We start from the raw sequence: 26,988 nt of genomic DNA, 5'->3' as shown, positions 1-26,988 counted from the left end.
GAGGCGTTCACCCGCCCGGCGATGATGCACACCCTGGGCCAGATCGGTTTCCAGCAGTCGTACACGTACTTCACCTGGCGCACCACCAAGCAGGAACTCACTGAGTACCTGACCGAGCTGTCGGGGGAGGCGGCCGCCTACATGCGGCCCAACTTCTTCGCCAACACCCCCGACATCCTGCACGCCTACCTCCAGCACGGCGGCCGCCCCGCCTTCGAGGTCCGCGCCGTCCTCGCGGCCACCCTCTCCCCCACCTGGGGCATCTACAGCGGCTACGAACTCTGCGAGAACACCCCCCTGCGCGAGGGCAGCGAGGAGTACCTGAACTCGGAGAAGTACCAACTGCGCCCCCGCGACTGGGAGACGGCCGACACCATCGCGCCCCTGATCACCCGCCTCAACACCATCCGCCGGGAGAACCCGGCACTGCGCCGGCTGCGCGATCTCCACTTCCACCACGCGGACAAGGACGAGGTGATCGTGTACTCGAAGCAGAGCGGTTCGAACACGGTTCTGGTGGTCGCCAACCTCGACCCTCGCCACACCCAGGAGGCCACGGTCTCGTTGGACATGCCGCAACTCGGCCTGGAATGGCACGAGTCGGTGCCGGTGCGCGACGAGCTCACCGGCGAGACCTACCACTGGGGCAGGGCGAATTACGTGCGTCTCGAACCGGGCACTCGTCCCGCGCACATCCTCACCGTCCTGCGACCGTCCACCCCGCAGATCGGAGGGTCACCCACAACATGATCGTCAACGAGCCCGTCCAGGACACCTTCGAGGACACCCCGGTCAAGGACCGGGACCCCGACTGGTTCAAGCGCGCCGTCTTCTACGAGGTGCTCGTCCGCTCCTTCCAGGACAGCAACGGCGACGGCGTCGGCGACCTCAAGGGCCTCACCGCCAAGCTCGACTACCTGCAATGGCTGGGCATCGACTGCCTGTGGCTGCCGCCCTTCTTCAAGTCACCGCTGCGGGACGGCGGTTACGACGTCTCCGACTACACGGCCGTCCTCCCGGAGTTCGGTGACCTCGCCGACTTCGTGGAGTTCGTCGACGCCGCCCACCAGCGCGGCATGCGCGTCATCATCGACTTCGTCATGAACCACACCAGCGACCAGCACCCGTGGTTCCAGGAGTCGAGGCGGGACCCGGACGGACCCTACGGTGACTACTACGTCTGGGCCGACGACGACAAGCAGTTCCAGGACGCGCGGATCATCTTCGTCGACACCGAGGCCTCCAACTGGACCTTCGACCCGGTCCGCAAGCAGTACTTCTGGCACCGCTTCTTCTCCCACCAGCCGGACCTCAACTACGAGAACCCGGCGGTCCAGGAGGAGATGATCTCCGCACTGCGGTTCTGGCTGGACCTGGGCATCGACGGCTTCCGGCTCGACGCGGTGCCGTACCTGTACCAGCAGGAAGGCACCAACTGCGAAAACCTTCCGGCTACCCATGAGTTCCTCAAGCGGGTCCGCAAGGAGATCGACGCCTCCTACCCGGACACGGTGATCCTGGCGGAGGCGAACCAGTGGCCGGAGGACGTCGTCGACTACTTCGGCGACTACGAGTCCGGCGGCGACGAGTGCCACATGGCCTTCCACTTCCCGGTCATGCCGCGCATCTTCATGGCGGTGCGCAGGGAGTCCCGCTACCCGGTCTCGGAAATCCTCGCCAAGACCCCCGCGATCCCGCAGAACTGCCAGTGGGGCATCTTCCTCAGGAACCACGACGAGCTGACCCTCGAAATGGTCACCGACGAGGAACGCGACTACATGTGGGCCGAGTACGCCAAGGACCCGCGGATGCGCGCCAACATCGGCATCCGGCGGCGCCTGGCACCTCTGCTCGACAACGACCGCAACCAGATCGAGCTGTTCACGGCTCTGCTGCTCTCCCTGCCCGGCTCGCCGATCCTCTACTACGGCGACGAGATCGGCATGGGCGACAACATCTGGCTCGGCGACCGCGACGCGGTGCGCACCCCGATGCAGTGGACACCGGATCGCAACGCAGGTTTTTCGTCCTGTGACCCCGGCCGGCTCTATCTGCCGACCATCATGGACCCGGTCTACGGCTACCAGGTCACCAACGTCGAGGCGTCGATGTCGTCGCCGTCGTCGCTGCTGCACTGGACCCGCCGCATGATCGAGATCCGGAAGCAGAACCCGGCGTTCGGACTCGGCTCGTACACCGAACTCCAGTCGTCCAACCCGTCGGTGCTCGCGTTCCTGAGGGAGTACGAGGACGATCTCGTCCTGTGCGTGCACAACTTCTCCCGCTTCGCGCAGCCCACGGAGCTGGACCTGAGCACGTTCAACGGCCGCCATCCGGTCGAGCTGTTCGGCGGGGTGCGTTTTCCGGCCATCGGCGAGCTGCCGTACTTGCTGACGCTGGCGGGGCACGGCTTCTACTGGTTCCGGCTCCGCAAGGAAGCCGCCTGAGAGTCCCGGCGGGGCGGTTGATTCCCTGTTTCTCCCGCCCCGCCCTGGGCACGCATCAGTAACACCCCGCCCACCCGGGGAAAGGACGCGACGCCATGCCGGAAGCCGTCACCCGTACTGCCACGACAAGCCCGGGCCTGCTTGCGTCACTTGATCCACTCCTGCGGGAATGGCTGCCACGGCAGCGCTGGTTCGCCGGCAAGGGCCGCCCGGTCACCGGATTCACGCTGGTCGCGGCCACCGAGCTGCTGCCGGCCGACCGCAGGCTGGGCCTCTACCACCTGCTCGTCCAGGCCCATCAGCCGGCCGCCCCCTGGGACTGCTACCAGCTCCTCATAGGCGTGCGCGAGGCGCTGCCACCCCATCTGGCGCCCGCGCTGATCGGACATGTGGAGGAGGGCCCGCTCGCCGGACGGACGGTGTACGAGGCCCTGCACGACCCGAAGGCCGCCGAGGTCCTCCTGGAGGCACTGCGCTCGCAGGCCCGCATCGGCGGACTCCGCTTCGAACGGGACCCCGGGCAGGACATCCGGCCCGGTCTGGTGCCGCGCGTGATGACCGCCGAGCAGTCCAACACCTCCGTCGTCTACGGAGATACGTTCATCCTGAAACTGCTCCGCCGGATCGTGCCCGGCATCAACCCCGACCTGGAGCTGCCCCTGGCGCTGGCCCGCGAGGGCTGCCCCCGGGTGCCCGCGCCGACGGCGTGGCTGAACGCCGAACTGGACGGGGAGACGTACGTCCTCGGGGTGCTGCAACCCTTCGTGCAGGGCGCGGCGGACGGCTGGGAGCTGGCGCTGCGCGAGCTGGCCAAGGGTGAGGACTTCAGCGCGGAGGCGCGGGCGCTCGGGCGGGCCACCGCCGAGGTGCACACCGCGCTGGCCCACGCACTGCCCTCGGTGACACTCGGCGCCGCACAGCTGCGGCTGCTGGTCGACGGCATGGTCGAGCGTCTCGACGCGGCCGTCCAGGCGGTGCCCGCGCTCACGCCGCACGCGCCCGGGCTGCGCTCCGCCTTCACCGCGCTGGCCGACCTGGCCGCGGAGGGCCGTACCTGGACCGCGCAGCGCATCCACGGCGATCTGCATCTGGGCCAGTGCCTGCGCTCACCCGCCGGGCAGTGGTCGCTGATCGACTTCGAGGGCGAGCCGTCGAAGCCGCTGGCCGAGCGGCGGATGCCGCAGCCGCCGGCCCGGGACGTCGCCGGGATGCTCCGCTCGTTCGACTACGCCGCGTTCTCGGCCGACCCTCCGGCGCCGGGCTGGGCGCACGCCTGCCGGGCCGCGTACTGCTCCGGATACGCCGAGGTCAGCGGCTCGGACCCGCGCACCGACCCGGTGCTGCTGCGCGCGTACGAGACGGACAAGGCGATCTACGAGGTCGTCTACGAGGCCAGGCACCGTCCGGACTGGCTGCCGGTGCCGATGGCGGCGATCGAGCGGTACGCCACATCCGACCTGTTCTGACTTCACGTTCGCCGAGGAGGCTCCCCCGTGACTCCGCCCACGCCCAGCGGATCGGACCCGAAGAAGAAAGCGACAGCGAAGAAGGCAGCAGCGAAGAAAGCGACACCCGAGAAGGCGGCCGTGAAGAAGGCGACGGCGAAGAAGGCGGTCGTGAAGGAGGCAGCCGTCAAGAAGGCGGCGGTCAAGAAGGCGGCGGTCAAGAAGGCGGCGGTCAAGAAGGCAGCTGTGGAGGAAGCAGTCGTCAAGAAGGCGGCGGCGAAGAAGGCTGCGGTGACGAAGGCGACCGCGAAGGAAGCGACGGCCAAGAAGGCGGTCGCCAAGAAGGCAGCCGTGAAGAAGGCCGTCACAAAGGCCAAGAAGACCCTCACCCCGCAGCCTGCCCAGGAGCCCGCTCCCCTGCCCGGGACGCCCGTCTCCCCCGCCATCGACGCCCACGACCGCGACCGTCTCCTCTCCGGCACCCACCACGACCCCCACGCGGTCCTCGGCGCCCACCCCGTGCCCGGCGGCATCGCCTTCCGCGCCTTCCGGCCGTACGCGCTGTCCGTCACCGTCCTCACCGGCACCCTGCGTGCCGAGCTGCACGACGACGGGGACGGGTTCTTCAGCGGCCTGCTCCCGCTCCCGGAGGTCCCCTCCTACCGGCTCCTCGTGACGTACGAGGGCTCGGAGCAGGAGATCGAGGACGCGTACGGCTTCCTGCCCGCCCTCGGGGAGCTGGACCTGTATCTGATCGGCGAGGGGCGGCACGAGCAGCTGTGGACGGCGCTCGGCGCCCAGCCGATGACCCACCAGGGTGTGACCGGCACCCGCTTCACGGTGTGGGCGCCGAACGCCCGCGGGGTCAGTGTGGCCGGCACCTTCAACTTCTGGGACGGCACGGGCCATCCGATGCGCTCGCTCGGCGGCTCCGGTGTCTGGGAGCTGTTCGTGCCCGGCATCGGGGAGGGCGAGCTGTACAAGTTCGCGATCACCCGCCCGGACGGTTCGAAGACGCTGCGCGCCGACCCGCTGGCCCGCCGCACCGAGGTCCCGCCGGCCACCTCGTCGATCGTGCACGCCTCGCACCACGAGTGGCAGGACGAGGCGTGGCTGTCGCGGCGCGCGGACACGCCGGCCCACGAGGCGCCCTTCTCGGTGTACGAGGTCCATCTGCCCTCCTGGCGACCCGGCCTGACCTACCGTCAGCTGGCCGAGCAGCTCCCGGCGTACGTCAAGGACCTGGGCTTCACGCACGTGGAGCTGATGCCCGTCGCCGAGCACCCCTTCGGCGGCTCCTGGGGCTACCAGGTCACCGGCTTCTACGCCCCGACCGCCCGCCTCGGCACTCCGGACGACTTCAAGTACCTGGTCGACGCCCTGCACCAGGCCGGGATCGGCGTCCTGATGGACTGGGTGCCGGCCCATTTCCCGCGTGACGACTGGGCGTTGGCGGAGTTCGACGGACGGCCGCTGTACGAGCACGAGGACCCGCTGCGGGCCGCCCACCCCGACTGGGGCACGCTGGAGTTCGACTACGGCCGCCGTGAGGTGCGCAACTTCCTGGTCGCCAACGCCCTGTACTGGTGCGAGGAGTTCCACATCGACGGGCTGCGGGTGGACGCGGTGGCGTCCATGCTCTACCTCGACTACTCGCGCGAGCCGGGCCAGTGGACGCCCAACGTGTTCGGCGGCCGGGAGAACCTGGACGCGGTGGCGTTCCTCCAGGAGATGAACGCGACCGTGTACCGCCGGGTCCCGGGCGTCGTCACCATCGCCGAGGAGTCCACGGCCTGGGACGGGGTGACCCGGCCGACCGAGAGCGGCGGACTCGGGTTCGGGCTGAAGTGGAACATGGGCTGGATGCACGACTCGCTCGGCTATGTCCAGCACGAGCCGGTGCACCGCAAGTACCACCACCACGAGATGACCTTCTCGATGGTGTACGCGTACAGCGAGAACTACGTCCTGCCGATCTCGCACGACGAAGTGGTGCACGGCAAGCGGTCCCTGGTGTCGAAGATGCCCGGCGACTGGTGGCAGCAACGCGCCACCCACCGCGCGTACCTGGCCTTCATGTGGTCCCATCCGGGCAAGCAACTCCTCTTCATGGGGCAGGAGTTCGCGCAGGGTGCGGAGTGGTCGGAGGCGCACGGCCCCGACTGGTGGCTGCTGGACCCGGCGTACGGGGCGGAACCCGATCACCGGGGCGTCCGGGACCTGGTCCGTGACCTCAACGTCGTCTACCGCCACACCCCGGCGCTGTGGCAGCGCGACACCACCCCGGACGGTTTCCAGTGGGTGGTCGGCGACGCGGCGGACGACAACGTCTTCGCGTTCCTGCGTTACGACGCCGAGGGCACGCCCCTGCTGGCGGTCTCCCACTTCTCCCCCGTCGTCCGCCACGACTACCGCCTCGGCGTCCCGGACGACATCCCCGCCTGGCACGAGACCCTCAACACCGACCTGGGCAAGTACGGCGGCGGCGACGTCACCAACCCGGACGCGGTGAAGCCGGAGGCCACCCCGTGGCACGGCCGCCCGGCCAGCATCCAGCTGACGCTGCCGCCCCTGTCCACGGTCTGGCTACGGCCCGCGTAGCCGGGAGCGGCGTTGTTTATATGGTGATCGGGTCGATGTCTGTGCTCCACGGGGGAATCGAGAGCTCATGCGATCCGGAGGCAAGCGCGGGGCGGCCGCGGCCGCCCTGCTCTGCGCGCTCGCCGTACTGCTGCTCGGCGCGTGCGGGACCCAGGTGGCCGCCCGGGGCGGCACTACCGCACCGTCCTGGACGCTGGGGGCGCCCACGCGCTCCCAGATCACCGGCGCCGAACTCGGCGCCGATGGACGCACGGTGACCATCGCCGTGGACGTGCCCAGTGGCCCGAAGCCTTGCGTGCGCCGTCTCAAGGCGGAACTCACCGAGCTCGTCGCCGACGCCGTGCCGGTCCAGGTCACCTTCGAATCGCCGGAGGACCCGAGTTCCGGCTGCACGAAAACCGCCACCGCGAAGGCCCGGGTCAAGCTTCCCGAGCCCCTGGGGAACCGCGAGCTGGCGGTCGGCTACCCCGCCGCCGTGTTCACCGCCCAGGGCGCGAAGCCGCCCGCCCTGCGCCTCTGCGGCGACCTGGGCTGCACCCCGCCGGCCACCGGCTGCACCGCCGACTCCTACGAGCAGGCGGTCAAGGCGGTCGACGTGCCCACGCACACCTACCGCGACGCGGAGCACTGCGACGGCAAGTGGCTGGTCCTGGACCTCTCCTGGCGCACCGGTCCGGCCTGCGGCGACCAGGCAGACAGCGCGTGCACGTCCCGGCTCGGCGACCGCTGGTTCTACCGGGCCGAGAAGCCGGGCTGGAAGCCGTTCTTCCGCACGACGGAAGGGGGCTGCCGGGCCGTGCGGGACCGGGAACCGGCCTTCCCGACCGCCCTGTGCGCGTCCCTGGAGCCCCTCGATCCGTCCCTGCACCCGACCTACTCGCCCACTCCCACGGCGAGCCCGTCCTCCTGATCGGCCAGCGCCTTCGGCAGCCGCCCGGTGTGCAGCACCCCCAGCCGCTGTGTCGCCCGGGTCAGCGCCACGTACAGGTCACTGGTCCCGTACAGCCCCGGCTCGACCACCAGCACGGAGTCGAATTCGAGGCCCTTGGACTGCCGCGGATCGAGGAGTACGACGGTCCGCGTGAGGTCGGGTTCGGCGCCCGCCGTCACTCCGTCCAGCCGCGCCGCGAGCCTGCGGTGCAGATGGCGCGGGGCGATGACCGCGAGCCGGCCCTCGGCGGGGGTCAGCTCCCCGACCGCCTTGGCGACGGCGCCGGGCAGGTCGTCGGTGGCACGGACCCAGGGCCGTACCCCGGTCGAGCGGATCGAGCTCGGCGGTTCGAAGTCCGGGTTCTCGGCCCGTACGACGGCCGCCGCGAGGTCCATGATCTCGGCGGGGGTGCGGTAGTTGACGCCGAGCCGGGTGTGCTCGAAGCGGTCCTCGACGTACGGCTCCAGGATGTCCGACCAGGAGCCGACCCCGGCCGCCTCCGCCGTCTGGGCCGGGTCGCCGACCAGGGTCATCGAGCGGGTCGGGCTGCGCCGCATGAGCAGCCGCCAGGCCATCGGAGACAGCTCCTGCGCCTCGTCGACGATGATGTGCCCGAACGCCCAGGTCCGGTCGGCCGCCGCGCGCTCGGCGGCACTGCGGTGGTCGTCCTCCTCCTGCCGCTCGGCGAACCGCTCGGCGTCGATGATGTCGTGTGCCGACAGCACCTCGGAGTCCTCGTCGTCGATGTCCTCGAACTCATAGGTACGCGAGGCGTACGACACGTCGAGGACGCCCTGCGCGTACGCCACTTGCGTCTCCCGCTCGCGCTCGGCAAGGGCTCGCGCCACCCGCTCGTCCACGCCGAGGAGTTCGGCGGCCTCGTCGAGCAGCGGTACGTCCGCCACCGTCCAACCCCGGGTCACCGGGCGGCGGATGGCGGCCGCGTCCTCGTCGGGGAGGTAGCCGACGGGGTCGGCGAGGAAGTCCGCGACCAGCCGCTGCGGGGTCAGCCGGGGCCACAACTGGTCGATCGCGGCCCACACTTCGGGGTTCTCGGCAAGCTCGTCGCGGATCTGCGTGATGTCGGCGGCGTCGAGGAGGCTGCTGCCGTCGTAGGGGTCGGTGCCGACCCGCTCGGCGTACAGCTCGGTGAGGGTGTTGAGGATGTGGCCCTCGAAGTGCTCGCGGGCCACGTTGTGCGGCAGCCGCGCGGCCCGGGTCTTCTCCCGCGCCATCTTCACCAGACCGTCGTCGAGCATCAGGACCTCCCGGTCGTGCTCGATCGCGATGACCGGATCGGGCAGCGCCTGCCAGTCGCGTACGACGTCGGCGAGGACGTCCGCCATGTCGGCGCGGCCCTTCACCGCGGCCGCCGCGCGGCTGTCGGCGGCGGTCGCCTTCACGCCGGGGAACAGTTCGCCGACCGTCGCGAGCAGTACGCCCGTCTCGCCGAGGGCGGGCAGCACCTCGCCGATGTAGCCGAGGAAGGCGGGGTTGGGGCAGACGATGAGCACGGCCCGCTTGGCGAGCAACTCCCGGTGCTCGTACAGCAGATAGGCGGCGCGGTGCAGGGCGACGGCCGTCTTGCCGGTGCCGGGGCCGCCCTCGACCACCAGCACGCCGCGGTGCGGGGCGCGGATGATCTCGTCCTGTTCGGCCTGGATGGTCTGCACGATGTCGTGCATCCGCCCGGTGCGGGCGGCGTCCAGCGCGGCGAGGAGCACGGCGTCGCCGGTCGGGTCCTCGTGGCCGGTGCGCTCCTGGTCGCCGAGGTCGAGGATCTCGTCGTGCAGGGCGGTGACCGTACGGCCCTCGGTGGTGATGTGCCGGCGGCGGCGCAGACCCATGGGGGTGTGGCCGGTGGCCAGATAGAAGGGGCGGGCGACATCGGCGCGCCAGTCGATGAGGACCGGGGTGCGTTCGGCGTCGTCGGTGCGCAGTCCGATGCGGCCGATGTGATGGCTGGTCCCGGACGTCAGGTCGATGCGGCCGAAGCACAGCGAGCCGTCGACCGCGTTGAGCGCGGCGAGCAGCCCCGACCGCTCGGCGACCAGGATGTCCCGTTCCAGCCGGGCCTGCATGGGCGTGTTGCCCTGGGCGAGGGCGTCGGTGACTGAGGCCTCGGTGTCTCCGCGCAGCGCGTCCACGCGGGCGTACAGGGTGTCGATGAATTCCTGCTCACCGCGAATTTCATCGCTGTTTGACAATTCCACTCCCACGCAGATATACTGTGCCTACTGAACTTCTCCGCGACCCAATTCCCGTAAAGTCGCGAACCATTGAGTCTAAGCAAAAGAATCCCCCCGGCGCAATTGCCGAGGGGAATTTTTTTGGTTATGAGAAGTCAGACGACGTCGGCCAGTTCCTCCAGCAGTCGCCGCTTCGGCCTGGCCCCCACCATGGACTTCACCGGCTCACCGTCGCGGAAGACCATGAACGTCGGCATGGAGAGAACCTTGTAGGCGTTGGTGGTCAGCGGATTGTGGTCCACGTTCAGCTGCACCACCTTCAGGCGGCCGGCCTCCTCCGCGGCGAGCGCCTTCAGCACCGGCCCCATCTGCCGGCACGGCGGGCACCAGTCCGCCGTGAACTCCACCAGCACCGGCAGCTCGGCCCCGATCACCTCGGCCGCGAAATCCGCGTCCGTCACATCCGTCACGGCGTCGGTCACATCCATCACAGCTCCTGCCCTCCCAGTTCGCACAGGGGCGCCTCGCCCCCGGCCGTGGCCAGCCGCACGCCGATCTGTGCCCGTACCGCCTGGAGCTCGCCGATCAGCTCGTCCAGCTCCGCCAGCTTGCGCCGGTAGACGTCGAGCGAGGCCGGACAGGTGTCCCCCTCGGGATGCCCGGCCTGCAGACACTCCACGAAGGGCCGGGTCTCCTCCAGGTCGAACCCGAAGTCCTGCAGCATCCGGATCTGCCGCAGCAGCTTCAGATCGCTCTCGTCGTACGTCCGGTATCCGTTGCCGCCCCGCCGGGCGGGCAGCAGCCCGCGTGACTCGTAGTACCGCAGCGTCCGGGTCGTGGTCCCGGCCCGCGCGGCCAGCTCGCCGATTCGCATGTCCACGAACGTAATCCTTTACGCCGACGTCAAGGCAACAGCGGTTTCCGCTCCACCGGAGAGGTCAGCACGATCGAGGTCGTGGTGCGCCCGAGAGCGGAGACCTCTTCGAGCACCTCCTCCAGGTGGACGGTGTCCCGGACGGCGACCTTGAGGATCCAGCAGTCCTCGCCGACCGCGTGGTGCACCTCGATGATCTCCGGGCGCTCGATCAGCTCCAGGGTCCTCGGGTGCTTGAGGTTGTAGCCGCCGTGCGGGTTGACGCGGATGAACGCCTGGATGCCGTAGCCGAGCCGGGCCGGGACGACATGGGCGCCGTACCCGCCGATCACGCCCGCCGCCTCCAGCCGGCGCACCCGCTCGGTGACGGCCGCGGGGCTCAGCCGCACCCGGCGGCCCAGCTCGCTCAGCTTGATCCGTCCGTCGGTCTGGAGCAGCCGGAGGATCTCCCGGTCCAGCGCGTCGAAGGCCACCGAGGTTTCGCTGGTGGCGGGTCGCGGATGCCGTGGTTCTTTCGGTGCCGCGGCCTGAACTCCCATGGTTCCCCCTTCAGGACGTGGGTGTACGCCGGGAGAATTATGGTCATGGAAAAGGCACGGGAGATACTGGTCATCGGCGGCAGCCGCTATTTCGGCAAGCGCCTCGTCACCCGTCTGCTGGCCGCCGGGGACCGGGTGACGGTCCTCAATCGGGGATCGTCGGCTCCGCCGCCCGGGGCTTCGCACCTCGTCGCCGACCGCGACGACGAGAAGTCCCTGCTGGCGGCGCTGGGTTCGCGCACGTTCGACGTCGTCGTCGACCAGGTCTGCTACACCCCGCGGCAGGCGGACATCGCACGACGGGTGTTCACGGGCCGCACCGGCCGCTACGTGATGACGTCGACGGTCGAGGTGTACGAGTACGAGGACTCCCTCACGCCCGTACGGGAGGACGCCGTCGATCCGCTGACGGTGCCCGTCGATCTCGACCTGCCCTGGGACGACCCGGAGTTCCTGGAGTCCCACTACGGCGAAGGCAAGCGGCAGGCCGAGGCGGTCTTCGCGGCCGATCCGGACTTCCCCTACGTGGCCGTCCGCGTGGCCCATGTCCTGGGCGGGGACGACGACTTCACGGGACGCTTGGAGCACTACGCCTCCCGCATCCGCTCCCGCGAACCGATCTCGGTGCCCTTCTCCAACCAGCCCGCCACCTACATCCACGTCGAGGAGATCGCCGACTTCCTGGCCTGGACGGTGGGCGAGGACTTCACGGGCCCGGTCAACGCCGCCTCCCACGGCCTGCTGACCACCGTGGACCTGTGCGAGGCCATCATCACGCAGGTGCCCGAGGGCAAGGTCGTGCTCCAGCTCGTCGAGGTCGGCGAGGTCTCGCCGTTCGCCTTCTTCCGCTCCTACGGCATGGACAACTCCCGTGCCACACGGCTCGGTTTCACGTTCCGTGCCGCACCCGCGTGGCTCACGGCGGCCGTGGCGGAGACGCTCGGGAAGGGCGGCAACTGACATGCGCTATCGCACACTTGGCGACCTGAAGGTGAGCGCCGTAGGGCTCGGCGCGATGCCGCTGTCCATCGAGGGACGGCCGGACGAGGAGCGCGCCCTGGCGACCGTGCGGGCGGCGCTGGACGCGGGGGTGACCCTCTTCGACACGGCCGACTCCTACCATCTCCCCGGCGCAGAGCCCGGCCACAACGAACTCCTGCTGGCCCGCGCCCTGGCCGACACCGGCTCCGACGTCCTGATCGCCACGAAGGGCGGCCGGGGCCGACCGGCGGACGGCAGCTGGACGGTCAACGGCGACCCGCGGCACCTCAAGCGGGCCGCCGAGGACTCCCTGCGCCGGCTCGGCGTCGAGGCCATCGGCCTGTACCAGCTCCACAAGCCCGATCCCTCCGTCCCCTTCGAGGAGTCGGTCGGCGCACTGCGCGAGCTGCTCGACGAGGGCAAGATCCGGCTGGCGGGCGTCTCCAACACGGATGCGGAGCAGATCCGCGCGGCCCACCGCATCCTGGGCGACCGCCTGGTGTCGGTCCAGAACCGCTACTCACCGGAGGTCCGGGACAGCGAGCCCGAGCTGCGGCTGTGCGCGGAACTGGGGCTCGCCTTCCTGCCGTGGAGCCCGCTGGGCGGCATCTCGCGCAGCTCACTGGACGGCCCGTCGGGCCTCGCGGCTGCCGCGCGCTTCGCCACCTTCCACGAGATCGCGACCGAACGCGGGATCAGCCCCCAACAGGTGGGCCTGGCCTGGCTGTTGGCGAAGTCGCCGACCGTGATCCCGATCCCGGGGGCGAGCCGTCCGGAGACGATCCGGAACTCGGCGGGGGCGGCGGAGCTGGAGTTGAGCGGGGCGGAGTTGGCGCGGCTGGAGAACGCCTGACTAATCCGCCGTCCACTCCTCGTCCTCGATGTCCCTCGCGCCCGGCACTCCCAGCAGGCGTCGGGTCAACCGGTCGCGGTCGGAGAGCAGTTCGTCGAGGGCCTCGCGGACGTCTCGTGCCTCGGTGCGTGCCGACTCACGTTCGGCGGCGATGAGCACGGAGCGTCGTACCAGCTCCTTGGTGAAGGAGGCGGTCGTGCCCTCCGTACGGGTCACCACCTCGTCCGCGATGTCCTGGCCGAGGCCGAGTCCGCCGGCGTAGAGGTCGAGGAGACGGGCGCGGCCCTCGGCGTCCGGGAGGGGGATCTCGACGGCGAGGTCGACGCGTCCGGGACGCTGGGCCAGGGCGGGCTCCAGCAGGTCGGCGCGGTTGGTGGTGAGGAGGAAGGCGACGTCGGCGTCGTCGCCGAGACCGTCCATCTCGTTCAGCACCTGGAAGAGCAGGGGCTGTTCGCCGCCGCCGTAGTCGCGGGCCTCGGCGACGAGGTCGCAGTCCTCCAGGACGACGAGGGCGGGCTGGAGCATCCGGGCGAGGGCGCAGGCCGGGCCGATGGCGTTGATGCTCTCGCCGGACAGGATCACCACGGTGAACTGCGGGAGGTGGGAGAGGAGATAGCGCAGGGTGTGGGTCTTGCCGGTGCCGGGCGGGCCGTACAGCAGCAGGCCGCGGCGCAGGTGCTGACCGGCCTCGCGCAGCCGCTCACGGCGCCGGGCCACGCCCACGACCTGACGCTCGACGCGCTCCAGGAGGCCGGACGGCAGGACGATCTCGTCGCGAGTGAGGCCGGGGCGGCGGTGGAAGCGGAACGGGCCGAGGCCGTGTCCGAACTGCGAGCCCTCGAAGGACAGGACCTGGCCGCGGAAGACGTTGTGCTCGCGGACGAGCGCGTCGACCTCGGCGAGCAGCCGGTCCGCGAACTCCTTGTCGGCGGCGAGGACTTCGACCTCGACCTTGTTGCGTCCGTACTCGTCCTGCGGCCCGCGCAGCAGGACCACGAATCGCTCGTCGCCTTCCGCACCGAGGTAGAACCCGCAGGAGACGCAGGCCAGTTCGTCGTCCGGGGAGACCGGCAGCTGGGCGTAGTCGACGGCGCCGACCACGAAGCGGTCGTAGCGGTCGGCGGCGTCGATGATGTCTCCGAGGGTGAGCTCGCCGTGGTGCCGGCCGCCGCGCATGCCGATCAGCTCGTGGGTGCGGCCGTCGGCGGCGAACCAGCGCTTCAGGGCGAGATGGACGTTGGGCAGGTCGAAGGGGGCGTACGCCGTCTTCACCACGGGGCGGTCCGTGGGCGCCGAACCGAGGTGGTCGCGCAGGCGTTTGGCGAGGTCTCGGCTGCCGTCGGCGTCGGCGCGCTTGGGGCGGGCGACGGCGATGAGGAACTCGTGGAACAGCTCGTTGATGCGGTCGATCGAGAGGGCCGAGGGTTCGCGGCTCTCGCCGTACTTGGCCTCGTACTCGTCGGCGCCGAGGATCTCCACCGTGACCTTGCCCGGTTCCGCCATACCCTGCCCGCCTCCGTGTGCCGTGGCCGCGCCCTTCGAGGCCCTCCAGCCTGGGCCCCCGCGCGGGGGCGGGTCAAAGCATTTCGGGCAAGCGGCCGCCAAGAGCCTGGAAAAGGGGCCGGGGTGGGGCAGGGGGCGGGTGATCGGCGGGGCAGCTGATCGGCGGGTGAGCGGGGTAGAGAGCTGCCGCGCCACGGGAGCGCCGAGGCGCCGGGCGCCTGGGCGCTGCGCTGCCGCGGGGCCGGGCCGCGGGGCCGGACCGCGGGGCCACGGGGCCGGACCGCGGGGCCACGGGGCCGGACTGCGGGGCCACGGGGCCGAGCCGCGGGGCCACGGGGTCGCGGAGCCGAGCCGCGGGGCCACGGGGTCGCGGAGCCGAGCCGCGGGGTCGCGGGGCCGGACCGCGCGATCACCGCGCACCACCCCACCGGGCCGCCACCCCGCCTGGCCGCCGAGACACCGCGCCACCGCGCCACCGGGGCACCGGGGCACCACCCCACCAGGGCACCGGGGCACCGGGGCACCGCGCCACCGGGCCGCCTGGCCGCCTGGCCGCCTGGCCGCCGGGGGCGCCGGGGGCGCCGAGGCACCAGGGGCACCTCGCCACCCGGCACCGGCTCACCGCACCACCCGGCACCGGCTCACCCGCTCACCGCACCACCCGGAAGTCACGTCACCGAGGAGTCGTGACCCCCGTCCACGGTTCCCCGGCGCGTTCGGCCCACTCACGGGCCGCGTCCGGGCGGCCGGTGAGCAGCAGGAGGAGGGCGGTGATCGGCCCCCGGAGGTCGTCGCCGGTCCCGCGCGTCCACTCGATGTCGGTGGCGACGAGCCGCCCCTTCGGCAGGGGCCAGGGGCGGGGCGGGAGCCGCATGGTCCAGACGCGCTCGGCGGCGGCGCGGGCGGCGGTCGGCGACACCGCCCGCTCACGGCCCAGCGCGAGGGCGATGTCCTGGCCGTGGACGAGGAGGTCGAGCAGGGGTTCGTGCGGTGAGGTCATGGGGGCGAGGCGCCGGGAGCCGATGATCGACCGCAGATGACCGACGATCACGTCGGTGGGCGCCGCGGCCTCGCGCACGGCCGTGTCATGGATCATCCGGTTCCAGTTCCCGCGGGCGCGCAGCATCTCCCGTACCGCCTGCCCTCGGGTGATACGGGCGGCGAGGGTCAGATGGGCGGCCACGTCCCGCACCCGCCAGTCCCCGCACCGCGTGGGCGTCTCCCACTCCTCGGCGCTCAGGCTCTCCAGCAGGTCCGCGAGGCTCGCGCGCTCGCGGTCGACGACCTGCCACAACTCGTCGGTCGCCAGCATGACGCCCATGGGAATCACCCACTCAAGTGGTAAGCTTCTCTGACCAAATTAGTCAGAGTCTCTGACCACTGTCAAGCGATACCAGCCATACCGGCGATACCGAGGGAGCCTCGACGATGCCGACGGAGAGCGAGCTCAACACGGGCGTGCTCCTGTTCCTCCCGTACCGGGCCCTGGAGAATCGCGTCTTCGCCGCGCTCGCCGAGGCCGGTTTCGACGACTTCACGCCCGCCCAGGCCCGCGTCATGCAGCGCATCGGCCCGAACGGCACGCGGCTGACCGAGCTGGCCGAACAGGCCCAGATCACCAAGCAGACCGCGGGCTTCCTGGTGGACCAGCTGGAGAAGGCGGGCTATGTGACCCGGGTCCCGGACCCGACGGACAAGCGGGCCCGGCTGGTGTGCGGGGCGGAGAAGGCGTGGGCGGCCAAGGAGGTGGCCGACGCGGTGGTGGCCGCGGTGGAGAAGGAGTGGGAGGAGCACCTCGGCAAGCGCCGCATGAAGCAGCTGCGCGAGGCCCTGTCGCTGCTGCGGGAGATCACCGACCCGTGGGCCTGACTAGGCGGCCCCGGAAGGCACCTTCGCGGCTTCCTCGACCTCCAGCAGTGACGCGCTCCGGCGTTCCGCCTCGAAGGCGCGGTGGCCGCCGCGCAGTCCGAACAGCCGCTTGGTGAGCAGGATGTAGAGCACGGCGAGGATGTTGAGGACCAGGGTGGCGATCTTCAACCAGCTGATGTGCTCGGTGAGTTCGTAGATCTCCAGAGGGAGGAAGGCGGCCGTGGCGACGACCGTCAGATACTCCGCCCAGCGCTTGGCGTACCAGAGTCCGACCGCCTCGACGAGCTCGATGAGCGCGTAGGCCAGGAGCAGCACCGCCACCAGAAGCAGGGTGTCGTGCTTGTATCCGAAGGTCTTCTGGAGGGTGCCGACGACCGGTGAATGGTCGAGGTCGTAGTGGAAGTGCCGGAAGACCGGGCGGAAGACGTCGAGATACTCGTCGAAGAGCCGGCGCACCGCGTCCTGGGAGTTGCTGAACTTCCACACGGCCGCCGCGACCAGCACGATGAACACGCCCCGCACGGCTCGCTCGATCGCGAGGAAGCGCAGCACGAACAGATCCCGCAGCACCTTGCCGCGCGGCACGAGGGGCGCCTCGGCGGCCGGTCCCGCCCCGTGCGGCTCGCCGAGCACGAAGTCACCGCAGCGCAGACAGCGCCAGACCTCGCCGAGCCCGGTGTCGGCCCGCAGCCGGATCCGCAGCCGGGGGTCGTCCGGCGCGTACGTCACATGCCCGCGCCGTGCGCAGGTGCGCCGGTCCCAGTCGATCGCCATCCCCCGTGCCTTCCCCGAACGCCGAATGAGCCTGCCGCGCCTGTACGGGGGCAGGCGCGGCAGGCTAGTGGGGGCGGGTAAGAGTTCGGTGAGTGATGACTCTGCCGTGCTGACGACTCTTGTCGTGCTGACGACTCTTGTCGTGTCGGTGCCCGGGCGGCTGAGCGACGGGGGAGCTGTCCAGCCGCCCGGAGACTTCAGTGGGCCGAGGGGCCTCAGGCCTTGGCGAGTTCCTTCTCGCCGCCCTGCTCCGGCACGTCCGCGTGGACGTCGTCGCCGGCACCGTCGCCGTCCTCGTCGAGCAGCGTCTTCTCGTCGAAGGGCAGCTGACCGGCGAGCACCTGGTCGACCCGGGCGCGGTCGATCTCCTTGGTCCAGGTGCCGATCAGGACCGTGGCGACGGCGTTGCCCGCGAAGTTGGTGAGGGCGCGGGCCTCGCTCATGAAGCGGTCGATGCCGACGATGAGGCCGAGGCCGTCCACCAGGGCGGGCTTGTGCGACTGAAGGCCACCGGCCAGGGTCGCGAGACCGGCACCGGTGACACCGGCGGCGCCCTTGGAGGCGACGAACAGGAAGAGCAGCAGCGGGATCTGCTCACCGAGCGACATCGGCGTACCCATGGCGTCGGCGATGAACAGCGAGGCCATGGTCATGTAGATCATGGTGCCGTCGAGGTTGAAGGAGTAGCCGGTCGGGACGGTGATGCCGACGACGGGCTTGCTGACGCCCATGTGCTCCATCTTCGCGATGAGCCGCGGCAGCGCGGACTCGGAGGAGGAGGTGGAGAGGATCAGCAGGAACTCACGGCCCAGGTACTTGAAGAGCTTGAGGATGTTGAGGCCCGCGATCACCCGCAGCAGCGCGCCGAGCACGATGAAGACGAACAGGAAACAGGTGATGTAGAACCCCACCATGAGGAGGGCGAGATCCTTCAGCGCGTCCACGCCCGCCGAACCGACGACGGCGGCCATCGCGCCGAAGGCGCCGATCGGGGCGGCCCACATCACCATGGCGAGGATCCGGAAGACGAGCCGCTGGATGTGCTCGACACCGCGCAGGATCGGCTGCCCGGTGGAGCCCATGGCCTGCAGCGCGAAGCCCGCCAGCAGGGCGATGAGCAGGGTCTGGAGGACCTCGCCCTCGGTGAAGGCGGAGACGAAGGTGGTCGGGATGATGCCGAGCAGGAACTCGGTGGTGTCCTTGGCCTCCGCGTCGACCTGGGCGTGGCCGACGTCCTTGACGGCGTCGGTGACGGCGAGCCCGGTGCCGGGGTCGAGGATGTTGCCGACGATCAGACCGATACCCAGCGCGACCAGCGACATGACCATGAAGTAGCCGAGCGCGATACCGCCGACGGCTCCGACCTTGGCGGCCTTGCGCACCGATCCGATGCCCAGGACGATCGTGCAGAAGATGATCGGCGAGATCATCATCTTGATCAGGCTCACGAAGCCGGTGCCGATCGGCTTCAGCTCGACGGCGAAGTCCGGAGCGACCATGCCGACGAGGATGCCGAGGGCGACCGCGACGATCACCGCGATGTAGAGGTAGTGGGTGCGGTCCTTCTTGACCTTGGGTGCCGTATCGGGTGATCCGGATGCTGCGGGGGTGCTGGCGGCCACGGCTGCCCTCCTTGACGTCTTCGTCGGCATACCGGCGTGCGGCTCACGTCCGGGCTGATTGAGGAATGCCGTGACTATCTCCCGCCCTGTGAGGGCGGTCACCCTTCCGTTCATTTAGTTCACACTTAACGAGAGAGGCACACTGACGACATGCGCGTACCCGTCCCCCGTCCCCGCAGCCTGGCCGGCCAGCTGTTCGCCATGCAGGCGGTGCTGATAGCGGTGCTCGTGGCGGGATACGCGCTGTTCACGTACGTCAGCGACCGCAGCCAGGCGGAGGAGGCGGCGGGCCGCCAGGCGATGGCGGTGGCGGGCGCGGTCGCGGACTCCCCCTCCGTACGGCAGGCGATCCACACCTCCGACCCGTCGGCGCGACTCCAGCCGTACGCGCTCCGCGTGATGCGCGACGCCGACGTCGACTTCGTCACGATCATGAACACGCACGGCATCCGCTGGACGCACCCCACGGAGACGGAGATAGGCAAGAAGTTCCTGGGCCGGATCGGCCCGGCCCTGGCCGGCGACTCCTTCACCGAGACCTACACCGGCACCCTCGGCCGCTCGGTCCGCGCGGTCACGCCGATCATGGAGGAGGGGAAGGTCATCGGCCTGGTGAGCGCCGGCATCAAGGTGGAGGCGATCAGCAAACGGGTTCAGGGCCAGCTCACGGCCCTGCTCGGAGTCGCGGGAGGCGCGCTGGCGCTGGGCGCGATCGGCACGTACGCGATCAATGCCCGCCTCCGTCGCCACACCCACGGCATGAACGCGGCCGAGCTGAGCCGGATGCACGACTACCACCAGGCCGCGCTGCACGCGGTGCGCGAGGGGCTGCTGATGCTGGACGGCCAGTTCCGGGTGGCGTTGATCAATGACGGGGGGCGGGAGCTGTTGGGGGCGCCCGGGGACGTGGTGGGCCGGTCGGTGGCCGACCTGGGCCTTCCCGCACCGCTGACGGGGGCGTTGCTGGCGTCGGAGCCGAGGGTGGACGAGGTGCATCTGACGGCGGACCGGGTGCTGGTGGTGAACACGTCGCCGGTGTCGGGCGGTGAGCGGCGGGGCACGGTGGTGACCTTGCGGGATGTGACGGAACTGCAGTCGCTGATGGGCGAGTTGGACTCGGAGCGGGGCTTCACGCAGGCGCTGCGCTCGCAGGCGCACGAGGCCGCGAACCGCCTGCACACGGTCGTCTCCCTGATCGAGTTGGGGAGGGCTGAGGAGGCGGTGGACTTCGCGACGGCGGAGCTGGAGTTGGCGCAGGCGCTGACGGACCAGGTGGTGGCGGCGGTGAGTGAACCGGTGCTCGCTGCCTTGTTGCTGGGGAAGACGGCGCAGGCGAACGAGCGGGGCGTGGAGCTGGTGGTGTCGGAGGACAGCCGGTTGGACGACGGCTTGCTGCCGGCGTCGCTCCCGGCCCGGGACCTGGTGACGATCCTCGGGAACCTGATCGACAACGCGGTGGACGCGGCGCAGGGAAGTGTGGGGGCGCGGGTGACGGTGACCGCGTACACGGACGGTGGCGAGCTGGTGCTGCGGGTCGCGGACACGGGTGAGGGTGTCGACCCGGCGCATGCGGAGGCGGTGTTCGAGCGCGGGTTCTCGACGAAACCGGCGGGGCCGGGTGGACGCGGGCTGGGGCTGGCTCTGGTGCGGCAGGCGGTTGCGCGGCATGAGGGGACGTTGGCGGTGGCGGAGGCGGCCGGGGGTGGGGCCGAGTTCGAGGTGCGGGTGCCGTTGCGGGATGCCGGGGGGACGGCGACCGCGGGCATGGTCGAAGATGCGTCGACGACAGCTGCCGTACCGGCCGGGACCGGGCGGCGCGCTGCGCGAAGTACCGCATCCGGAGGCGACGCATGACGACCCAGCCACAGCCGATCCGTGTCCTGGTCGTGGAGGACGACCCGGTCGCCGCGGATGCGCATGTGATGTACGTGGGCCGCGTGCCGGGATTCGTCGCGGTCGGCAAGGCACACACGGGGGCGGAGGCGCGGCGGCTGCTGGACCGCACGCCGGTGGATCTGCTCTTGCTGGATCTGCATCTGCCGGATGTGCACGGCTTGCAGTTCGCGCGGTCGCTGCGGGCGGCGGGGCATCAGGCGGACGTGATCGCGGTGACGTCGGCGCGCGATCTGACGGTGGTGCGGGAAGGGGTGTCGCTGGGGGTCGTGCAGTACGTCCTGAAGCCGTTCACGTTCGCCACGCTGCGGGATCGGCTGGTGCGGTACGCCGAGTTCCATGCGGCGGTCGGGGAAGCGAGCGGGCAGGACGAGGTGGACCGGGCGTTGGCCTCGCTGCGGGCGCCGTCGCCGGCGGCGCTGCCGAAGGGGTTGAGTGCGCCGACGCTTGAGCGGGTGACGGTCGCTCTGCGGGATTCCGGGGAGGGGCTCACGGCTACGGGGTTGGCCGAGGTGGTGGGGATTTCGCGGATCACTGCTCGGCGGTACTTGGAGCATCTGGTTGAGGCGGGGCGGGCGGCCAGGGCTCCGCAGTACGGGACCGTGGGGCGGCCCGAGTTGCAGTATCGGTGGGTTCGGGGGGAGTTGGGGCGTTAGGGGCTGGGATGTCGACGGTGGCACCGATTCCCGCGAAGCCCTCCGCGCCCTCATCCGCGACATCAGGGCAGGCACAGCCGGCCACCTGCTCCAGCCATCCCCTGGCGACGACGGGATTGCGCCGCGGGTTCCCTTCCCTCACACGTCCGATTGCCCTGTTGCCCCTGCCGCACCCGCCTTCGAACCCCGCCCGCGCAGTCGAGATCCACGGCGCCCCCTCGCCCCCGATCCCCGCGAGGTGCCCGAAGCCCGGCACCGGCCAACGCCCGCGCATATGCCCCTCTACCTTGCCGTTCACGTCGTACCCAAAGCCGCCCCCCTTCCCGGCACCCACCCCACGACCGTCCCCCACCCCACCGACCGTCGATCCCCAGCCACCCGAACCCCTGGCCGAAACCGTACGTTCCTACAATCCGTGATCCTGGCCGAACAGACCGTAGTCACCGAAGCCCCGCACCCCTACGTTGCTCCCGTGCGCCGACCCCCAGCTCTCCCGAACCAGCCAGGCCCTCCCTTCAACGCCCCCGCCGCCCGTCGCCTCAGAGCCGCCCTCAACATGGGGCCCGAGCATGTCGCCTACGGCATGCGGGCCTCGTACGGGATGCCGTACGTCACCCCGGACCTCGTGGTCGCCTGGGAGCGCGGCATGGTCTCGCCGACCAGCCCGGAGCTGACCGCCCTCGCGGGCGTGCTGTGGTGTTCGCCGGGTGAGCTCATCGGGCGGCCGCGGACCCTGCGCGAGCACCGCATCACCCGCGGCCTCGCGCCCGACGACGTCGCCCGCGCCCTGGGCCTGGAGATCCTCGCCTATCTGCGGATGGAGGAGAACAACGACTGGCGCGGCACCGAACGCCAGGCCACCGCCCTCGCCGAGCTCCTCGAACTCGACCTGCCGGACTTCGTCACCGTCACCGGGCGCGAGCCGCGCCTCGCGGAACATCTGCGCAGTGCGGTCACCACGCGCTGGCAGGCCTACGTCCGTCCCGTCGGCAAGATCGTGCCCCTGGACCGGCGGCTCCTGGAGGACGCCCTCCAGGAGCTGCACCGCGAGTACCAGGGGCAGATGGTGGCCACCCTCAGCTGGGGCAGCAGCAACGGCGACAACGGCGCGGGCGCCGCGGGACAGGACTTCCTCGACCGGATCGTCGATCACTTCTGGACGAACATCCAGGAGATCACCGGCTGATCACCGGTACGAACGGGGCCTAGAAGACCGACTCCGCCTCGTCCATCCGGTCCTTCGGCACCGTCTTCAGCTCGGTGACCGCCTCCGCCAGCGGCACCATCACGATGTCCGTCCCGCGCAGAGCGGTCATACGACCGAACTCACCCCGGTGCGCCGCCTCCACCGCGTGCCAGCCGAAGCGGGTCGCGAGGACGCGGTCGTACGCCGTCGGTACGCCACCTCGCTGGACGTGGCCCAGGATGACCGGCTTGGCCTCCTTGCCGAGGCGCCGCTCCAGCTCGTACGCCAGTGCCGTGCCGATGCCCTGGAAGCGCTCGTGGCCGAACTGGTCGATCTCGCCCTTGCCGTAGTCCATCGAGCCCTCGGCCGGGTGCGCGCCCTCGGCCACGCAGATGACCGCGAACTTCTTGCCGCGGGAGAAGCGCTCCTCGACCATCTTCACCAGGTCGGCCGGGTCGAAGGGGCGCTCCGGCAGGCAGATGCCGTGCGCGCCCGCCGCCATCCCGGACTCCAGCGCGATCCAGCCCGCGTGCCGGCCCATCACCTCGACGACCATCACGCGCTGGTGGGACTCGGCCGTCGTCTTCAGGCGGTCCATCGCCTCCGTGGCGACGCCGACGGCCGTGTCGAAGCCGAAGGTGCGGTCCGTGGAGGAGATGTCGTTGTCGATCGTCTTCGGGACGCCGACCACCGGCAGACCGGCGTCGGACAGCATGCGGGCCGCCGTCAGCGTGCCCTCGCCGCCGATCGGGATCAGCGCGTCGATGCCGAAGTCCGCGACCATGTCCTCGGCCCGCTCGCAGGCCTCGCGCAGACGGTCTCGCTCCAAGCGGGAGGAGCCGAGGATGGTGCCGCCGCGGGCCAGGATGCCGCTCACGCTGTCGAGGTCGAGTGCGCGGTAGCGGCCGTCCAGCAGGCCGGAGTAGCCGTCCTCGAAGCCGATCACCTCGTCGCCGTAGTTGTCGACCGCTCGGTGCACGACCGACCGGATCACTGCGTTGAGGCCAGGGCAGTCGCCGCCTGCGGTGAGAACTCCGATGCGCATCGTGCTGTGTCTCCTGCTCGCTGTTGATACCGGTGAGCCTTGTCCGATTGTTCCACGTCCCACAGACCGCTGCCGCATCCCGTCCTGACGGGCGCCTTAGCCATCAGGAAAGGTATTGTCAAGAGGGTTCTGCTCACCCCGGTGGGCGATTTTTATGACATCGAGCCGAGCCCCAGCGATTGGAGAGCACGCGTGACCCGCAGCGTGTACGTGACCGGTATCGACCGCGGCGACGGCCGCCAGGTCGTCGAGCTGGGGGTCATGGAACTCCTGACCCGGCAGGTCGACCGGGTGGGTGTCTTCCGGCCCCTCGTGCATCACAGCCCCGATCGCCTGTTCGAGCTGCTGCGCGCCCGCTACCGCCTCTCCCAGGACCCGGCCACGGTCTACGGCATGGACTACCACGAGGCGTCCGCCCTCCAGGCCGAACAGGGCACGGACGAGCTGGTCTCCACGCTCGTCGACCGGTTCCACCGCGTCGCACGCGACTACGACGTCGTCCTCGTCCTCGGCACCGACTTCGCCGACACCCAGCTCCCGGACGAGCTCAACCTCAACGCCCGCCTCGCCAACGAGTTCGGGGCGTCCGTGATCCCCGTCGTGGGCGGCCGCAAGCAGCCGGCCGAGTCCGTGCTCGCCGAGACCCGCAACGCGTACCGCGCCTACGACGGCCTCGGCTGCGACGTCCTCGCGATGGTCACCAACCGGGTCGCCCGCGAGGACCGCGACCTCATAGCCGAGCGCCTCGACGCCTCCCGGCTGCCCGTCCCCTGTTACGTGCTGCCCGACGAGCCCGCCCTCGCCGCGCCGACCGTCTCCCAGGTCGCGCACGCCCTCGACGCCCGGGTGCTCCTCGGCGACGACGCCGGGCTCGCCCGGGACGCGCTGGACTTCGTGTTCGGCGGGGCGATGCTGCCCAACCTCCTCAAGGCCCTGACCCCGGGCTGCCTGGTCGTGACGCCGGGCGACCGGGCCGATCTGGTCGTCGGCTCGCTCGCCGCGCACAGTGCCGGCACCCCGCCGATCGCCGGTGTGCTGCTCACCCTCGACGAGGTGCCGAGCGACGGCGTCCTGACCCTGGCCGCCCGCCTCGCCCCCGGCACCCCGGTCCTCTCGGTGCCCGGCAACAGCTTCCCCACCGCCGAGCAACTCTTCGCGCTGGAGGGGAAGTTGAGCGCGGTCACGCCGCGCAAGGCGGAGACCGCGCTCGGTCTGTTCGAGCGCCATGTCGACACCGGCGACCTGCTCAAGCGGGTCTCCGCGCCGAGCAGCGACCGTGTCACGCCGATGATGTTCGAGCACAAGCTGCTGGAGCAGGCCCGCACCGACAAGCGCCGCGTGGTCCTGCCCGAGGGCACCGAGGCCCGCGTCCTGCACGCCGCCGAGGTGCTGCTGCGCCGCGGGGTCTGCGAGCTGACCCTGCTCGGCCCCGAGGACCAGATCCGCAAGAAGGCCGCCGACCTCGGCATCGACCTGGGCGACGCCCAGTTGATCGACCCGGCCACCTCCGAGCTGCGCGACTCCTTCGCCGAGAAGTACGCGGGCTTCCGCGCCCACAAGGGCGTCACGGTCGAGCTGGCCTACGACGTCGTCTCCGACGTGAACTACTTCGGGACCCTGATGGTCCAGGAGGGGCTCGCCGACGGCATGGTGTCCGGGTCCGTGCACTCCACCGCCGCTACCATCCGGCCCGCCTTCGAGATCATCAAGACCAAGCCGGACGCCGACATCGTCTCGTCCGTCTTCTTCATGTGCCTCGCCGACAAGGTCCTGGTCTACGGCGACTGCGCGGTCAACCCCGACCCGGACGCCGAGCAACTGGCCGACATCGCCATCCAGTCGGCCGCGACCGCCGAGCAGTTCGGCGTCGAGCCGCGGATCGCGATGCTGTCGTACTCCACGGGTACGTCCGGCTCGGGCGCCGACGTCGACAAGGTGCGCGAGGCGACCGAGCTGGTGCGGCTGCGGCGGCCCGACCTGAAGATCGAGGGGCCCATCCAGTACGACGCCGCCGTCGAGCCGTCCGTCGCCGCCACCAAGCTGCCGGAGTCCGAAGTCGCCGGCCAGGCCAGCGTGTTGATCTTCCCCGACCTCAACACCGGCAACAACACCTACAAGGCCGTGCAGCGTTCGGCCGGCGCGATCGCCGTCGGCCCGGTCCTCCAGGGGCTGCGCAAGCCGGTCAACGACCTGTCCCGGGGCGCGCTCGTCCAGGACATCGTCAACACCGTCGCCATCACGGCGATCCAGGCCCAGTCCCCGACCGAGAAGGCAACCGCCCAGTGAGCTCGTCCCGCGACACCCGCATCCTGGTCCTCAACTCCGGCTCCTCGTCGGTGAAGTACCAGCTGCTCGACATGAGCGACAGCAGCCGGCTGGCCGTGGGGCTCGTCGAGCGGATCGGCGAGGAGACCTCCCGGCTCAGGCACACGCACGTCGAGTCCGGCACCACCCGCGAGTGGTCCGGGCCGATCCACGACCACGAGGCCGCGCTGAAGGCCGTGGCGGAGGAACTGGCCAAGGACGGGCTGGGGCTGGACTCCCCCGAGCTGGCCGCCATCGGGCACCGGGTCGTGCACGGCGGACAGACCTTCACCGCCCCGACCGTCGTCGACGACGCCGTGCTCGCCGAGATCGAGCGGCTGATCCCGGTCGCCCCGCTGCACAACCCCGCCAACCTCACCGGCATCCGCACCGCCCAGACGCTGCGCCCCGACCTGCCGCAGGTCGCCGTCTTCGACACCGCCTTCCACACCACGATGCCGGAGTCGGCCGCCCGCTACGCCATCGACACCGCGACCGCCGACGCGCACCGCGTGCGCCGCTACGGCTTCCACGGCACCTCGCACGCGTACGTCTCCCGGGCGACGGCCACGCTGCTGGGCAAGGCGCCCGAGGACGTGAACGTCATCGTGCTGCACCTCGGGAACGGGGCCTCCGCCTCGGCGGTCCGAGGGGGCCGGTGCGTGGACACCTCCATGGGACTGACGCCTTTGGAGGGACTGGTGATGGGTACGCGTTCCGGTGACCTGGATCCTGCCGTCATCTTCCATTTGGCGCGGGTTGGCGGAATGTCCATCGACGAGATCGACACTCTTCTCAACAAGAAGAGCGGTCTGATCGGGCTGTGCGGCGACAACGACATGCGCGAGATCCGCCGCCGGGTGGACGAGGGTGACGAGGAGGCGCAACTCGCCTTCGACATCTACATTCACCGTTTGAAGAAGTACATCGGCGCCTATTACGCCGTGCTCGGCCGGGTCGACGCGGTCGCCTTCACAGCGGGAGTCGGCGAGAACGCGAGTCCGGTGCGGGAGGCCGCGGTGGCGGGCCTGGAGGAGCTGGGCCTTGCGGTGGACGGCGAACTGAACGCCGTACGCAGTGACCGGCCGCGGCTGATCTCACCGCAGCACGCGCGTGTGGCCGTCGCCGTGATACCGACCGACGAAGAACTGGAGATCGCCACTCAGACCTACGCACTGGTCGGAAGTAATACACGGGAGTAACACGCCTGAGCGCATTGCCGCCCATTTGTATCTTCCGCCAGACGGAATATTCCGCGGCGAAACAAACCGATAGG

General features: G+C 70.5%; 21 protein-coding genes and 1 pseudogene. 13 read left to right on the top strand and 9 right to left on the bottom strand.

The annotated features are described in order from the left end of the window. From ACFUO4_RS23815 to ACFUO4_RS23795, 5 genes and pseudogenes are all read left to right on the top strand, one after another. Nucleotides 1-750: pseudogene (locus ACFUO4_RS23815) on the top strand (alpha-1,4-glucan--maltose-1-phosphate maltosyltransferase); the annotation flags it as partial. Beyond that, the gene (gene treS, locus ACFUO4_RS23810; RefSeq protein ID WP_079306032.1) at nucleotides 747-2,447 is read left to right on the top strand and encodes a maltose alpha-D-glucosyltransferase; all 1,701 of its coding nucleotides are present in this window, start codon (nucleotides 747-749) and stop codon (nucleotides 2,445-2,447) included. The pseudogene ACFUO4_RS23815 and the gene treS, both read left to right, overlap by 4 nt. A 95-nt stretch (nucleotides 2,448-2,542) precedes the next feature. Then, the gene (locus ACFUO4_RS23805) at nucleotides 2,543-3,913 is read left to right on the top strand and encodes a maltokinase (protein ID WP_079306030.1); all 1,371 of its coding nucleotides are present in this window, start codon (nucleotides 2,543-2,545) and stop codon (nucleotides 3,911-3,913) included. Nucleotides 3,914-3,940: 27 nt separating this feature from the next. Then, nucleotides 3,941-6,493, top strand: coding sequence for a 1,4-alpha-glucan branching enzyme (glgB, locus tag ACFUO4_RS23800; RefSeq protein WP_383487831.1), 2,553 nt, complete (start codon nucleotides 3,941-3,943; stop codon nucleotides 6,491-6,493). A gap of 67 nt (nucleotides 6,494-6,560) precedes the next feature. Then, complete coding sequence (locus tag ACFUO4_RS23795; RefSeq protein ID WP_383487828.1) at nucleotides 6,561-7,403, top strand: hypothetical protein; 843 nt, start codon at nucleotides 6,561-6,563, stop codon at nucleotides 7,401-7,403. On the opposite strand, the gene ACFUO4_RS23790 is transcribed toward ACFUO4_RS23795, so the two are convergent. From ACFUO4_RS23790 to ACFUO4_RS23775, 4 genes are all read right to left on the bottom strand, one after another. Next, nucleotides 7,367-9,613 carry a HelD family protein gene (locus ACFUO4_RS23790; RefSeq protein WP_383487947.1) on the bottom strand — a complete coding sequence of 749 codons (2,247 nt, stop codon included), beginning with the start codon at nucleotides 9,611-9,613 and terminating at the stop codon, nucleotides 7,367-7,369. The two genes, ACFUO4_RS23795 and ACFUO4_RS23790, sit on opposite strands and share 37 nt — an antisense overlap. Nucleotides 9,614-9,768: 155 nt before the next feature. Continuing rightward, complete coding sequence (locus ACFUO4_RS23785; protein ID WP_079306119.1) at nucleotides 9,769-10,083, bottom strand: co-chaperone YbbN; 315 nt, start codon at nucleotides 10,081-10,083, stop codon at nucleotides 9,769-9,771. Nucleotides 10,084-10,100: 17 nt separating this feature from the next. Then, nucleotides 10,101-10,487 (bottom strand): MerR family transcriptional regulator, encoded by a 387-nt coding sequence (locus tag ACFUO4_RS23780; protein WP_383487944.1) that lies wholly within the window; start codon nucleotides 10,485-10,487, stop codon nucleotides 10,101-10,103. 29 nt (nucleotides 10,488-10,516) lie between these two features. Continuing rightward, the gene (locus tag ACFUO4_RS23775) at nucleotides 10,517-11,026 is read right to left on the bottom strand and encodes an Lrp/AsnC family transcriptional regulator (protein ID WP_383487825.1); all 510 of its coding nucleotides are present in this window, start codon (nucleotides 11,024-11,026) and stop codon (nucleotides 10,517-10,519) included. A 45-nt stretch (nucleotides 11,027-11,071) separates the two neighbouring features. Between ACFUO4_RS23775 and ACFUO4_RS23770 the strand changes: the two genes are divergently transcribed. Further along, a complete protein-coding gene (locus ACFUO4_RS23770; protein ID WP_383487822.1) occupies nucleotides 11,072-11,986 on the top strand; it encodes an NAD-dependent epimerase/dehydratase family protein in 915 nt (304 codons plus the stop codon). A 1-nt stretch (nucleotide 11,987) separates the two neighbouring features. Beyond that, on the top strand, nucleotides 11,988-12,860 hold the full coding sequence (locus ACFUO4_RS23765) for an aldo/keto reductase (RefSeq protein WP_383487819.1): 873 nt from the start codon (nucleotides 11,988-11,990) through the stop codon (nucleotides 12,858-12,860). Here ACFUO4_RS23765 and ACFUO4_RS23760 read toward each other — a convergent pair whose 3' ends face one another. Together ACFUO4_RS23760 and ACFUO4_RS23755 are read right to left on the bottom strand one after the other, a co-directional pair. Next, entirely contained in the window at nucleotides 12,861-14,363 is a 1,503-nt protein-coding gene (locus ACFUO4_RS23760) for an AAA family ATPase (protein ID WP_383487816.1), read from the bottom strand. 673 nt (nucleotides 14,364-15,036) lie between these two features. Then, a complete protein-coding gene (locus ACFUO4_RS23755) occupies nucleotides 15,037-15,675 on the bottom strand; it encodes a maleylpyruvate isomerase family mycothiol-dependent enzyme (protein WP_383487941.1) in 639 nt (212 codons plus the stop codon). A 116-nt stretch (nucleotides 15,676-15,791) separates the two neighbouring features. Here ACFUO4_RS23755 and ACFUO4_RS23750 point away from each other — a divergent pair, with 116 nt between their 5' ends. After that, nucleotides 15,792-16,232, top strand: a complete 441-nt coding sequence (locus ACFUO4_RS23750) for a MarR family winged helix-turn-helix transcriptional regulator (protein WP_079306020.1) — start codon at nucleotides 15,792-15,794, stop codon at nucleotides 16,230-16,232. Here ACFUO4_RS23750 and ACFUO4_RS23745 read toward each other — a convergent pair whose 3' ends face one another. Both ACFUO4_RS23745 and ACFUO4_RS23740 read right to left on the bottom strand, forming a co-directional pair. Beyond that, the gene (locus ACFUO4_RS23745; RefSeq protein ID WP_079306018.1) at nucleotides 16,233-17,006 is read right to left on the bottom strand and encodes a DUF2127 domain-containing protein; all 774 of its coding nucleotides are present in this window, start codon (nucleotides 17,004-17,006) and stop codon (nucleotides 16,233-16,235) included. It abuts the gene before it with no gap. 215 nt (nucleotides 17,007-17,221) lie between these two features. Continuing rightward, on the bottom strand, nucleotides 17,222-18,658 hold the full coding sequence (locus ACFUO4_RS23740) for a cation:dicarboxylate symporter family transporter (protein ID WP_179143251.1): 1,437 nt from the start codon (nucleotides 18,656-18,658) through the stop codon (nucleotides 17,222-17,224). A 120-nt stretch (nucleotides 18,659-18,778) separates the two neighbouring features. Between ACFUO4_RS23740 and ACFUO4_RS23735 the strand changes: the two genes are divergently transcribed. The 3 genes from ACFUO4_RS23735 to ACFUO4_RS23725 all read left to right on the top strand — a co-directional run bounded on the left by ACFUO4_RS23735 (nucleotide 18,779) and on the right by ACFUO4_RS23725 (nucleotide 22,363). Beyond that, the gene (locus tag ACFUO4_RS23735; protein WP_383487811.1) at nucleotides 18,779-20,482 is read left to right on the top strand and encodes an ATP-binding protein; all 1,704 of its coding nucleotides are present in this window, start codon (nucleotides 18,779-18,781) and stop codon (nucleotides 20,480-20,482) included. After that, nucleotides 20,479-21,177, top strand: coding sequence for a response regulator (locus ACFUO4_RS23730; protein ID WP_383487808.1), 699 nt, complete (start codon nucleotides 20,479-20,481; stop codon nucleotides 21,175-21,177). The genes ACFUO4_RS23735 and ACFUO4_RS23730 overlap by 4 nt, the downstream gene beginning before the upstream one ends. A 472-nt stretch (nucleotides 21,178-21,649) precedes the next feature. Continuing rightward, on the top strand, nucleotides 21,650-22,363 hold the full coding sequence (locus ACFUO4_RS23725; protein WP_383487806.1) for an XRE family transcriptional regulator: 714 nt from the start codon (nucleotides 21,650-21,652) through the stop codon (nucleotides 22,361-22,363). 19 nt (nucleotides 22,364-22,382) lie between these two features. Here ACFUO4_RS23725 and ACFUO4_RS23720 read toward each other — a convergent pair whose 3' ends face one another. Beyond that, the gene (locus tag ACFUO4_RS23720) at nucleotides 22,383-23,408 is read right to left on the bottom strand and encodes an ATP-dependent 6-phosphofructokinase (RefSeq protein WP_079312644.1); all 1,026 of its coding nucleotides are present in this window, start codon (nucleotides 23,406-23,408) and stop codon (nucleotides 22,383-22,385) included. A 192-nt stretch (nucleotides 23,409-23,600) separates the two neighbouring features. Between ACFUO4_RS23720 and pta the strand changes: the two genes are divergently transcribed. Continuing rightward, nucleotides 23,601-25,694 carry a phosphate acetyltransferase gene (gene pta, locus ACFUO4_RS23715; protein WP_079312645.1) on the top strand — a complete coding sequence of 698 codons (2,094 nt, stop codon included), beginning with the start codon at nucleotides 23,601-23,603 and terminating at the stop codon, nucleotides 25,692-25,694. Beyond that, nucleotides 25,691-26,914 carry an acetate kinase gene (locus ACFUO4_RS23710; protein ID WP_383487801.1) on the top strand — a complete coding sequence of 408 codons (1,224 nt, stop codon included), beginning with the start codon at nucleotides 25,691-25,693 and terminating at the stop codon, nucleotides 26,912-26,914. The genes pta and ACFUO4_RS23710 overlap by 4 nt, the downstream gene beginning before the upstream one ends. Nucleotides 26,915-26,988 lie beyond the last annotated feature (74 nt).

Source organism: Streptomyces sp. NPDC057280 (assembly GCF_042668605.1).
GTDB lineage: Bacteria > Actinomycetota > Actinomycetes > Streptomycetales > Streptomycetaceae > Streptomyces.
The sequence above is the reverse complement of the archived record's forward strand: the minus strand, read 5'-3'. Positions and strand labels throughout refer to the sequence as shown.